This window comes from Leucobacter sp. USCH14, assembly GCF_037619215.1.
In the GTDB taxonomy this organism is placed as follows: Bacteria; Actinomycetota; Actinomycetes; order Actinomycetales; family Microbacteriaceae; genus Leucobacter.
In genome coordinates this window covers 120981-132823 of sequence record NZ_JAQPZP010000009.1, presented here as the reverse complement: position 1 = coordinate 132823, position 11843 = coordinate 120981, and the positions used below count along the sequence as shown (strand labels likewise).

Annotated in this window: 8 protein-coding genes; 4 read left to right on the top strand and 4 right to left on the bottom strand. The window is 68.4% G+C overall.

All coding sequences use genetic code 11. The features are described 5' to 3' along the window. From PQI23_RS10460 to PQI23_RS10450, 3 genes are all read left to right on the top strand, one after another. Positions 1-670, top strand: a 670-nt coding sequence (locus PQI23_RS10460) for a chromate transporter (RefSeq protein WP_339974283.1), incomplete at its 5' end; no start/stop codon positions are given. Positions 671-742: 72 nt separating this feature from the next. Next, a complete protein-coding gene (locus tag PQI23_RS10455) occupies positions 743-2701 on the top strand; it encodes a heavy metal translocating P-type ATPase (protein WP_054682432.1) in 1959 nt (652 codons plus the stop codon). Positions 2702-2706: 5 nt separating this feature from the next. Next, a complete protein-coding gene (locus PQI23_RS10450; RefSeq protein WP_054682433.1) occupies positions 2707-3435 on the top strand; it encodes a VIT1/CCC1 transporter family protein in 729 nt (242 codons plus the stop codon). A 312-nt stretch (positions 3436-3747) separates the two neighbouring features. On the opposite strand, the gene PQI23_RS10445 is transcribed toward PQI23_RS10450, so the two are convergent. Further along, positions 3748-5445 (bottom strand): ParB/Srx family N-terminal domain-containing protein, encoded by a 1698-nt coding sequence (locus tag PQI23_RS10445; protein WP_339974270.1) that lies wholly within the window; start codon positions 5443-5445, stop codon positions 3748-3750. Positions 5446-5869: 424 nt separating this feature from the next. Here PQI23_RS10445 and mgtE point away from each other — a divergent pair, with 424 nt between their 5' ends. Next, a complete protein-coding gene (mgtE, locus tag PQI23_RS10440; RefSeq protein ID WP_339974268.1) occupies positions 5870-7228 on the top strand; it encodes a magnesium transporter in 1359 nt (452 codons plus the stop codon). A gap of 81 nt (positions 7229-7309) precedes the next feature. Here mgtE and PQI23_RS10435 read toward each other — a convergent pair whose 3' ends face one another. From PQI23_RS10435 to rph, 3 genes are all read right to left on the bottom strand, one after another. Continuing rightward, a complete protein-coding gene (locus tag PQI23_RS10435) occupies positions 7310-10312 on the bottom strand; it encodes an aminotransferase (protein WP_339974266.1) in 3003 nt (1000 codons plus the stop codon). Between the two features lie 142 nt (positions 10313-10454). Next, the gene (gene rdgB / locus PQI23_RS10430; protein ID WP_339974265.1) at positions 10455-11054 is read right to left on the bottom strand and encodes an RdgB/HAM1 family non-canonical purine NTP pyrophosphatase; all 600 of its coding nucleotides are present in this window, start codon (positions 11052-11054) and stop codon (positions 10455-10457) included. 2 nt (positions 11055-11056) lie between these two features. Further along, on the bottom strand, positions 11057-11797 hold the full coding sequence (gene rph, locus PQI23_RS10425; protein WP_339974263.1) for a ribonuclease PH: 741 nt from the start codon (positions 11795-11797) through the stop codon (positions 11057-11059). Positions 11798-11843: the final 46 nt, after the last annotated feature.

Genomic DNA, 11843 nt, shown 5'->3' with positions numbered 1-11843 from the left:
GAGGGGGCATAGTGATCATCCTTCCAGGCCAGCCGGAACCAGCCATATCGAATGTCACCTAAACGTGCAGCAGACCCGGTTGAGCCTGGCTGTGTTCGTCATGCTGCTCGCAGGGTTGCCGATTTTTGCTGTGTTCACCGGCAACGCCACGGTAGGCCTGATTGACACCTTCTATCGTGCGGGGTCGTTCGTGTTCGGCGGCGGGCATGTCGTGCTCCCGCTTTTGCAGGCTGAGACAGTGCAGACTGGACTGGTGGAGCCGGGTGCGTTCCTCGCGGGGTATGGTGCCGCGCAGGCGGTGCCAGGGCCGCTGTTCACCTTCGCCGCGTTTCTCGGAGCGGTCACCACGGGCGGCCCGAGTGGGCTGCTCGGCGCATCCATTGCGCTGCTCGCGATCTTTCTGCCGTCTGCGCTGCTCGTGATGGGGGTGCTGCCCTTCTGGGAGCGGTTGCGTCGTGCGCCGAGAGTGCAGCGTGTGCTGACGGGCGTGAACTCCGGAGTCGTCGGGCTGCTCGCCGCCGCGCTGTACGACCCCGTATTCACCGCGGGTGTCACGAACGCCGCATCACTCGTCGTCGCGGCACTCGCGTTTGTCGCACTCACGTCCTGGAAAACACCGGCATGGGCGGTAGTGCTCGGGGCCGCAGGAGCCGGGGCATTGCTGCTCTGAAAGCGCTACGCGGATACTCAGACGAGGCTGGCCTACAATGCGAGAAGCGTGCCCGCCTGGGAGGATTGAAGCATGAGCCGTTTTTCATCTCTGGTCAGGGCATATCCACTCGTGATCGCAACACTGTTGGTGGCTATGATCGGGTTGGTTCTTTTAGCGACTCCGGCCATTGAGTCGGCCAGCTGGATTGTGGGTGCGTATGCGCTCGTGATTGCCGGGTGGGAGGCGGTCGGGATGATCCGGCAGCTCATCCGAGGGCACGCCGGGCTCGACATTCTTGCGGTGACGGCAATCACCGCTGCAGTGCTCGTTGGGGAGCCGTGGGCGGCGCTCGTGGTGGTGCTGATGCTCACCGGCGGGGCGGCCCTCGAAGATTACGCTGAGAACCGTTCGAAGCGGGAACTGACCGCGCTGCTGCGTAAGGCACCCCAGCAGGCCACGCGCATCCTCGCCCCAAGCGCACCCGGCGCGGACATGCACGGGCATACTGCCGAGGTCACGACCGAGGACATACCGGTCGAAGAAGTCGAGGTGGGTGATCTGTTGTTGGTGCGGCCGGGTGCACTCGTGCCTGTGGACTCGATCCTCGTCTCCGAGCACGCCGTGTTCGATGAGTCGTCATTGACCGGTGAAAGTCTGCCCGTTGAGCGTGACGCGGGAGAGAAAGTGTCGAGCGGTGCGGTGAATGGACAAGCCGCAGTCACCATGCGGGCTGCGGCTCCGGCCGCCGAGAGCGAGTATCAGCAGATTGTTCGGCTCGTCGAACAAGCCGCGGGGAGCAAAGCCAAAGTCGTGCGGCTCGCAGATCGGTACGCGGTGCCGTTCACAGTGCTCGCGCTCGTGATCGCCGGGATCGCGTGGGCGGTCAGTGGAGAGGCTGTCCGGTTTGCCGAGGTGCTGGTGGTGGCGACCCCATGCCCGCTGCTGATCGCCGCGCCGGTCGCGTTTCTCGGTGGCATGAGCCGTGCCGCGAGGTTCGGGCTGATCGTCAAGGGCGGCGGCACCCTCGAACAGCTTTCACGAGCCCGCTCGGCGGCATTCGATAAGACCGGCACCATCACTACCGGCAAGCCAGTGCTCGAACGCCTTCTGCCCGCCGACCGCGCCAGCGAAGACGAGCTGCTGCGTTTCGCAGCCTCAGCGGAGGTGTACTCCTCTCACGTGCTTGCGGACTCCGTCGTGCAGGCCGCGAAACAGCACGGCTTGTCGCTCGTCGAAGCCGAACATGCCGAGGAGATCGCGACAAACGGAGTCGCGGCTGTGTTCCGCACTCCTGACGCACCTGAGGCAGTGACGGTTCGTGTCGGCAAGCCCTCCTGGGTGCGCCACTCCGCGCCGGACCTCGTGCTGGCAGACCTTGCTCCAGGGGAACTCGCAATCTACGTCTCAGTCGATGGCCGTTTCGCCGGAGCCATCGTCATGCGCGACCAAGTGCGCGAAGAAGCAGCCCAGGCTCTCCGTCAGCTGAGCGCACTCGGTATCGAGCGTACGCTCATGGTCACCGGAGACGTTGCAGCCACCGCCGAACCCATCGCGCGGCGCCTTGGAATCAGCGAGGTGCACGCGGAGTGCCGCCCCGGCGACAAAGTTCGCATTGTCAGTAGCGTGCAGCCCCGCCCGCTCATCATGGTCGGTGACGGCCTCAACGATGCCCCGGTGCTCGCTGCTGCGGATATTGGCTTCGCAATGGGGGCGCGCGGTGCAACCGCAGCATCGGAGTCTGCGGACATCGTGAACCGCTACGACACGCTCTCGGCCCTGCCGCGCGCGGTGAGCATCGGCAAGGACACCGTGCGGATCGCACTGCAAAGCATCTGGCTCGGCATCATCATCAGCGTCGGCCTCATGCTCATCGCCGCCTTCGGGTTCCTCCCAGCACTCCTCGGCGCGTGGCTGCAAGAAGTCGTTGACCTGGTGGCCATCCTCGGCGCACTCCGTGCAGTCGGCCCACGATCTGAGCGAATCACACGATCATCACCAGTCGCATCGACGGAACAACTTCACTTCAGCACGACCCAAGACAGGAAATGAACAATATGGCATCCGACTCAAGCACCACGCCGCATCCCGGCGAAGCCCACCTGCAGAACGTGGGCCAACGTTTGAACTGGCTACGTGCAGGGGTGCTCGGCGCAAACGACGGCATCGTCTCTACCGCGGGTGTCGTCGTCGGTGTCGCTGCCGCTACACCAAACAACGTACTGGCAATCGCGACGGCCGGTATCGCCGCCGTAGTTGCCGGGGCGTTCTCAATGGCTGGCGGAGAGTATGTTTCGGTGAGCACCCAACGCGACACAGAGAAAGCGCTCATCGCAAAAGAACGGTGGGAGCTCGAAACCATGCCCGAGGAGGAGCTTGAAGAACTCACCGAGCTCTATCGACAGCGGGGCCTCTCAGATGACCTCGCACATCAGGTCGCGGTGCAGCTTACCGAGACGGACGCTCTCGCCGCTCACGCAGAGGTCGAACTCGGAATCGACCATGAAGAGTTCACAAGCCCGTGGGCAGCCGCCGTGTCATCGTTCATTGCGTTCGCCGTTGGAGCGCTGATCCCACTCATCATGATCTTGCTCCCCGTCGGCGGACACCGAGTTTGGATCGCAGCCATCGCAGTTGTGATCGGCCTCTTCCTCACCGGTTGGATCAGCGCTGCGCTCGGTGGCGCGCCGCGCGGTCGCGCAATTCTCCGGAACGTGGTCATGGGCTCAGCGACCATGATCGCCACATACGCCATTGGGGCACTCTTTGGCGTGGCCATCGGATAGGCCGCTTCTCGTGATCCGGCCCGATTTCATGTGCTAACTCATGTGCTACCGACGCTGCTAGGTTGTGAATCGCGGTGCAGTTATCCACAGGTGGGCCTCGCAGAAACCGCGGAATCATGCGGCAGAAAGCCGATTCACGATTTCGTGTGCGAGGGGGAACGGATCAGTTCAAGTCCCCCCTCGCGCACCGTCTTCGGAATGCGATTCGGGCGCACCCATCAACGAGGCAGCGGGGTCACTTTTCGCGCGTGTCGCGGGTTCGACACGCACGGAAAGTGACCCCGCTCGCAGTTGGGGCGAGGAGGGCGACGGCTAGTCGGCGGCGCGGCGGCGCGACTGCAGCGCGATGGCGGCTCCGCCGACGAGCATCAGCGCAAGCGCCGCGGTGGTGGCCGCGATCGCCGATTCGCCTCCCGTTTCGGCGAGCTTCGCACCCGACGGCACGGGACGTGCCGATGCGTCGGCTCCTGCGACTGCTCCAGCACCGGCATCCACCGCTCCGGCCGCCGAACCCTCAGCGCTGCCGCCTGCGCTGCCAGCGCTGCCAGCGCCCGTGCCGCCGCCGGCGGCCGCGGCCGGCTCGATCCGCACCTCCGCTGCACCGACCTCGGCTCCGTTCCAGAGCAGCACGACGCGGTGCGCACCAGCGCCGACCGCCGCCGGAAGCGTTGCGGTGGTCGTGAAGGCGCCCGTCGCATCGGTCGTCACCTCGGCGAGCGGGATGGGCTCCGAGTGCAGTTCGAGCGCGTACCCCGGGGTCGACGGCGCGAAGCCGCTTCCGCGCACGGAGATCGTTCCGCCGGCTCGCAGATCGCCGCTCACAGCGAGGTCGCCGAACACGGTCCCGGGATCCACCGGCGGCTCCTCTCCCCCGGGCTGCTCGCTCCCGGGCTCCTCGCTCCCGGGCTCCTCGCCGCCGGGAGCCAACTGCGCCTTGTAGGCCATGGCGTAGGCGAGCTTGCCGGGCTTCTCCTCGTCGTACGAGCGCGAGAGCTTGTTCCACTCCCCCTTCGTCTCCGCCTTGCCGTCGTTCCACTCCGCCAGCACTCCGAGATCAGCGGCCGTGAACCCTCCCGCGATCGGCGTCGCCGGCTCGAGCGCGACCTGGGCTTCCGAGAGTGCGCGCACGGTCGCGAGGTAGCTATCGCGATCATTCGCGTCCCACGCCTCCAGATCGATGGGCTGCGTGTCGCGCACCCAGGCGCCCCAGTAGAACTCCAGGAACGGGATGCTGCCCGCTTCGAAGCCGATGTCGCGAGTGAAGTACATCAGGCTTCGGTAGGGGTTGTCCGCGAGTCGGTCGAGTCCGACGCGTGCGGGAAGGGCTTCGGGAGTGATCGGCGTTCCGTCGGCCAGCTCGAGCCACGTCCACTGATTGGCCATCATCGTCTGCCAGAACTGCTCGGGAGACAGGTCGCTGAGATTCGCCGCGACGCGCAACCGCACGTGCAGGTCGAGCCCGCCATCGGGCGTCTCGGCGAACGAGGTGAGCGTGTGGTGCCCGTCGGTCAGGTAGAGCTCCCCTTCGGGGCCGATCACGACGGTCTTCATCTCGGCGATGCTTTCCGCGGTCTCGCCGCCGACCGGCAGCTCGCAGGTGAAGGAGGCGGGATCGTGCAGGGTCGCATCGGGTTCCGCCGCGATCGCGTCCAGCTGCCCGTTCGCCTCGCACCAGTCGCCGAACCGCTTGTTCACGGCGTCCTTGCCGAGCTCGGAGTAGCGGCCGAGCTTGTAGTAGATCTGGTCGTACCCGACGGCGGGCTGCGTCGGGTGCACGTCGCCGATGCGCACATCGATCAGCTCGTCGACCTGTGCGTCGATGTAGCGAGCGTCGTCAGTCGTCGCCGAGGCGCCGTCGGTGTTCTGCGGCGCTGCTTCAGCCTGCGGCAGCGCCGCGACGGGCGTCGCAGCACCGAGGGCGAGTGGCGCCGCGAGCAGTGCGGCGGCGAGGCCGAGCGCAACGAACCGGGCGCGAGGGCGGTGCTCGGATGGTGTCGAAGTGAGGTGCACGGATGCCTTCCTGATCGGGCTGTGCGCGGGCGTAGATCGACGCGCCCAGCGGTGTTCGAGGCGACGCGGCCGGGTACGGCGGCGCAGGCCTCGACCATCCTCCTGAACTCGGATGAACGGGCCGTTGCCGGGGCGCATCCCGCTCGTGAACGCTCCGAACGGAACCGCGCGTGTTTGGTCGACGCCTCTCGGTGCTGTTACAGTTCCCCTGTTTCCACAACTCGAACCGAAGCGAGGTGAGCCCGATGTCCAGTGACAGTTGCAGTCATCAGCCGGGCCCCGCGCTCGTTTCGTCGCTCGCCCGCTAGCGGTCGTCACTTCGTCCCAGCGCGTTCGCCCGGCTCAGCACGTTCGCACGTATCTCCGGCGCTCACCGTTGCGCCGACCGAGCCGCGCCTCAGGGGCGCATGCGAGGAGACCCGCTATGACCACTCAGCAGATCCCGATCATCGACGCCTCGTTCGACGGCATCCTGCAGCATCTCGCCGCGAGCGACCTTCCCGCGCTCACGCGCGACCTCGCGCCCTTCACGTCCACTGAGCTCGTGCCGCTGTTCGAACGGCTCGACCTTCGGCAGCGCGCCGTGCTCTTCCGGTTGCTCTCGAAGCAGCGCGCCATGGAACTCTTCGAAGCACTGCCGCCAACGCTGCAGAGCGACCTGCTCGCCGGATTGCAGCGAGCAGAGGTGAGTCGCCTCTTCGCGGAACTCGACCCCGACGACCGGCTCTGGCTGCTGGACGAGGTGCCCTCGGTGCTCGCGACGCAGATGCTCCGCGGACTTCCTGAGGAGGATCGCCTCCAGACCGCCGCACTGCTCGGATATCCGCAGGGCAGCGTCGGGCGACGGATGACGCCCGAGTACGTGTCCACTCGCGCATCGCTGTCGGTCGGGCAGACGCTCGAGCGGGTGCAGGCGCACATCGATGACGCCGAGACCGTCTACACGATTCCGGTGCTCGATGCCACGCGCGTCGTGGTCGGCATCGTCAGCCTGCGCGAGCTGCTGGCCGCCCGAGCCGACGACGCGATCGACGCGCTCATGCAGCCCGCGCACACCGCACAGGCCACGGAGATCGACGAACTCGCCGCCCGACGTTGCGCTGATCTCGCGCTGCTGGCGCTGCCGATCGTCGACAGCGAGGACCGGCTGGTCGGCATGCTGACGATCGACGATGCGATCCGCATCCTCGAGCACGTCGAGAGCGAAGACGCCGCGCGCCAGGGCGGATCGGAGCCGTTGCGCCGCCCGTACCTGTCGACTCCGGTGCGCACACTCGTGCGCTCGCGCGTCGTGTGGCTGCTCGTGCTCGCCGTCGGCGCGACGCTCACCGTGCAGGTGCTCGAGATCTTCGAGGCGACGATCGAGCAGGTGACCGTGCTCGCACTCTTCGTCCCACTGCTGATCGGCACCGGCGGCAACACGGGCAATCAGGCGGCCACCACCGTCACCCGCGCCCTCGCGCTCGGAGACGTACGACCGCGCGACATCCTTCGCGTGCTCGCTCGCGAATTCCGCACGGGGGCGCTGCTCGGGCTGCTGCTGGGATCGCTCGGGTTCGGGATCGCCGGAGCGCTCTACTCGTTCCCGATCGGGGCCGTCATCGGTCTCACGCTGCTCGCGGTGTGCACGGTCGCCGCCGTCGTCGGCGGATGCATGCCGCTGCTCGCCCGGGCCGTGCGCGTCGACCCCGCGGTCTTCTCGAACCCGTTCATCTCGACATTCGTCGATGCGACGGGGCTGCTGGTCTACTTCGGGATCGCGTCGGCCGTGCTCGGGCTGTGACCGAACCGAGCCCCCACCCGGTGCGCGCGATTCCGATGGGGAATCGGCGCGCGGGCGGGGGCTCGGCACGACGCCTCGCCCCTACCAGCCTTCGGCGAGTACGCGGTCGAGCGCGGCGAGCATCGCGTCAGCGCTTTCGGCGGTGAGGCACAGCGGCGGCTTGACCTTGAGCACGTTCGAGCGCTCGGAGGTGGTGAGCACGATCACGCCGAGCTCTTTGAGTCGCTCGCAGATGGCCGCCGCCTCGGCGGTCGCGGGTTCCAGGCTCTGCCGGTCGCGCACGAGCTCCACGCCGAGGTAGAGCCCCTCGCCGTGGATCGGCCCGACGATCTCGTGGCGCTCGGCGAGCGCGCGGAAGCCCTCGGCGAGACGCGATCCGACCTCGAGCGCGTTCTGCTGGAGCCCCTCCTGCTCCATTGCGTCGAGCACCGCGATGCCGACGCGGCAGCTCAGCGGATTGCCGCCGGCGGAGGAGAAGAACTGCCCCTGCGTCGCGAGCGCGTCGGCGATCCGCTTCGATGTGATGACGCCGCCGATCGGGAACCCGTTGCCCATCGGCTTCGCGATCGTGATGATGTCGGGCGTCACGCCCGACTGCTCGAATCCCCAGAAGCTCGAGCCCATGCGCCCGAATCCTACCTGCACCTCGTCGGCGATGCAGAGTCCGCCCGCGGCGCGCACCCGCGCGTAGACGTCGGCGAGGTAGCCGTCTGGGAGCAGCACGCCGCCCGCGTTGCCGAGTACCGATTCGCAGATGAACGCGGCCGGGTCTCGCCCCTCCGCCGCAAGGCGCTCGAGGTCGGCCCCGAGGTCCGCCGCGTACTTCGCCCCGGTCCCCTCGCCCCGATGCGTTCCGCGGAAGCGATTCGGCACGTCGGCGACGTGCACCCAGTCGGGGCGGTTCTCGAGTGCATACGGGTTGTCATACGCACTCGTGGTCACCGCGTCCGACGCCATGGTCCAGCCGTGATAGGCCTCGCGCAGCGCAACGACCGTCTTGCGCCCCGTCGCGGCCTGGGCCAGCCGCAGGGCGAGGTCGACGGCTTCGGATCCGCTGTTCACGAGCAGCACGGTGTCGAGCGCCGACCCGTCGGGCAGCAGCGCGAGCAGGCGCTCGCTGTACTCCGCCAGCTCCCGGTAGAGGAAGCGCGAGTTCGTATTGAGGAGGCGGATCTGCCGGTTCACCGCGTCTGCGACGCCCGGGTGGCCGTGACCGAGCCCGGTGACGTTGTTCACCATGTCGATGTAGGCACGACCGGTCGTGTCGATCAAGTGGTGGCGCCAGCCCCGCTCGATCTGCATCGGGCGCTCGTAGTACCGCTCCTGGGCGCTCGCGAAGATCTCGGATCGCCGAGCGAGTTCATCGGCCGACTCGTCGCGCTCCTCGAGGCGCGGCAGCCCGAGCAGCGTCGCCGGGTCCTGCGTGAGCCGGCGCCATGCCGGCACTCGCTCCGGGGTGATGAGCGGGGCTCGACCGGGCTCCGGTTCGGCGACGGCGACGATCGGAGCTTCGTCGCCCTCCAATGCGTCTCCACGGATCAGCGTCACCGAGAGTGCTCGAGGATCGGCCGAGGCCGCGACCCGTGCGACGGGCGATCCGGCGGCGACCACCGATCCGTGCTCGAGGTCGGAGTCCACGCCGTCGATCGCGAGGTTCCACCCGCCTTCCAGTTCGAGCAGCACGCCCTGGCCCGTCGAGAGGGCGACCGCAGCGGAGACCGGTGCGGCGATCTCCAGAGCATCCCCGGGGGCGAGGTGGATCTCGGTCGCAATCGGCCAGGTCGCGCTCGCGGACTGCGCGTCGACCTCCGTGCGGGTGAGGCGGAAGACGCCGTACGGCACGACCGCGGCGGCGTGCCCCGTGTCGAGCGCGTCCCGCACGAGCTGCGTCTCGGCGTCCTGCTCGAGCCAGACGCCCGACGCGAGCGCGTCGGATTCGACACCGGGATCGAGCACCGTCACCCGTCCGGTCAGCCCGGGGAGGAGCGAGCGCAGGGGCTCGGTGGTGACCGACGGTGGTACCGCGACGAGTCGAAGCTCGGCGCCGACGGGAACGCCCTGGAACCCGAGCCGCGCGAGCACCTGCTCGGTCGCCTCGATGAGGGGCACGGCTGTGGCCGCGTCGAAGATCGCCAGCTCGCCGGCGACCCGGTCGCGCGCGTACGCGTTGTCGCCGTCGATCTCGAGCTGCCTCGACCCGCTGGCGACCAGCAGCGCCGCCCGGAGTACGATCAACGGCCATACGGCTCGGGCCTCGGAGGCGGAGAGCGGGGCGTCGCGGTGGAAGGCGGCGATCGTGTCGAGTACGCGCAACGGGCGCTCGGGCTCGTGCTGCAGCAGCGAGCCGGCCGTCACCGCGAGCTCCGCGACACGCCACCCGTAGGAGAGGTCGCCCAGGTCGAGCACGGTCTGCGGATGCACGCGTGCGTCGGCACCCCGCACGCCCATCACGTTGTCGTCGGTCAGGTCGCCGTGGATGGCCTGCACCGGAAGCGCGTCGGCCAGTGGTGCCAGGGCGGCATCGGCGGTATGCGCCGCGCGCAGCACCCGGTCTCGCAGATCCTCGTCTGCGATCGAGCCGGCGAGCCGCGCGGTCTCGTCGAACGCGACACGCATATCCCACATGTGAGCGCGATCGAGGCCGGGGTGCGCGAGGCCCGCGAGCGCATTCGCCGATGCCGCGGACAACGTGCCGAAGGTCTCGAGCACCGCGGGCGCGAAATACCCGAGGTCGACCATCGGCTCGCCCGCTGCGAACTCGCTGCGGCGCACGGCGAACCCCCGCCACCGCTGCGTCAACCTCCCGTCGAGCCCCGGCAGCACGGCCGCCGCCGAGACACCCGCTTCGCGGTACGCGTCGAGAGCCGCGTGCTGCGCCTCGCGCGCGTCGTCGGCGAAAACCGGGTTGTCGATGCGCAGCACGCTGCGCGTCCCATCCGCAGCGGTCAGCGCGAAGTTGCGATCCTGGTTGCTTCCGAGCTCGGTGGCGGAGACCTCCAAACCGTAGCAGTCGCGGGCGATCGTTCGGGCGTCGGCCTCGGTCACTTCCGGGCGCACCAATCCACCCGGTGAAGCGTCACTCATCGTGATCTCCATCTCTGATGTCGAAGTGATGTCACTCGTGTGTTGGGTGCCGCGTCGCGCCCGCGGCGATGCATCAGCCGGGGTCGGGGCACTCGGGCTCGGGCCATGGGGCCGCACAAGCCGACGTCTGAAGTCGCGCTCGTCAGCCTGCGAGCGCGCGAATCGCTGGAGCGAGAGCGGTGAAGGCGCGCGTACGGTGCGACGCGGCGTCCTTCTCGGCGGCCGTCAGTTCAGCCGCCGAGCGGGACTCGCCCTCCGGCCGGAAGATCGGATCGTAGCCGAACCCCTGCTCCCCTGCGGGCTCGCGGAGCACACGCCCCGGCCACACCCCGAGTTCGCACACGTCGCCCTCCCGCGAGTCGCCCGGCAGGGCGAGGGCCGCCGCGCAGACGAACCCGGCATCGCGGTGATCGTCGCCCACGTCGGTCAGCTGCCAGAGCAGCAACTCGACGTTCGCACGGTCGTCGCGGGCCGGGCCGCTCCACCGGGCGGAGAAGATGCCCGGGCTGCCGCCGAGCACGTCGACTGCGATGCCGGAATCGTCGGCGATCGCCGGCAGCCCGGTGTGGGCAGCAGCAGCGCGCGCTTTGATGAACGCGTTCTCCTCGAAGCTCAGCCCGTTCTCGACCGGCTCGGGCCCGTCATAGCCGATCAGTTCGACGCCCGGGATGAGCGGACCGAGAATGCGCCGGAGCTCTTCGAGCTTGTGCGCGTTGTGAGACGCGAGTACCACCGTGGTCATGATCAGCGGCCCTCCCCGAGTACGGTGCGCTGCAGCGCGGCGAGTTCCGCAGTGCTCACGAGCGCGAGATCGAGCAGCGCATCGAGTTCGGCGCGTGCGAAGGGCGCAGCCTCCGCCGTGCCCTGCACCTCGACGAAGTCGCCCGAGCCCGTCACCACGACGTTCATGTCGGTCTCGGCGCGCGAGTCCTCCACGTACGCGAGATCGGTGAGCGGTACCCCGTCGACGATGCCGACGGAGATCGCGGCGACGCTATCGGTGAGGGGCTTCGCCTTCTTCGCGATGAACCCGCGCTCGCGAGCCCAGTCCAGAGCATCGACGAGAGCGACGTAGGCGCCGGTGATCGACGCGGTGCGTGTTCCGCCATCGGCCTGGAGCACATCGCAGTCGATGACGATCGTGTTCTCGCCGAGCGCCTTCGTGTCGATGACCGCGCGGAGGCTGCGGCCGATCAGGCGCGAGATCTCGTGCGTGCGCCCGCCGACCTTCCCCTTGATCGATTCGCGCTGCATGCGCTCATTGGTCGACCGGGGCAGCATCGAGTACTCGGCGGTGACCCAACCGGTGCCCTTGCCGGTGAGCCACCGCGGCACCCCGGGGGTGAACGACGCGGTGCAGAGCACCTTGGTGTTCCCGAAGGAGATGAGCGCGCTGCCCTCGGCCTGGGCGCTCCACCCGCGTTCGATCGCGACCGGCCGGGTCTGCTGCGGGGTGCGCCCGTCGGCGCGAAGGGTCTCGGTCATTCGGATCTCCAGAGGTTGCGGCGGTTCAGGTCTGCGGAGGCACGGA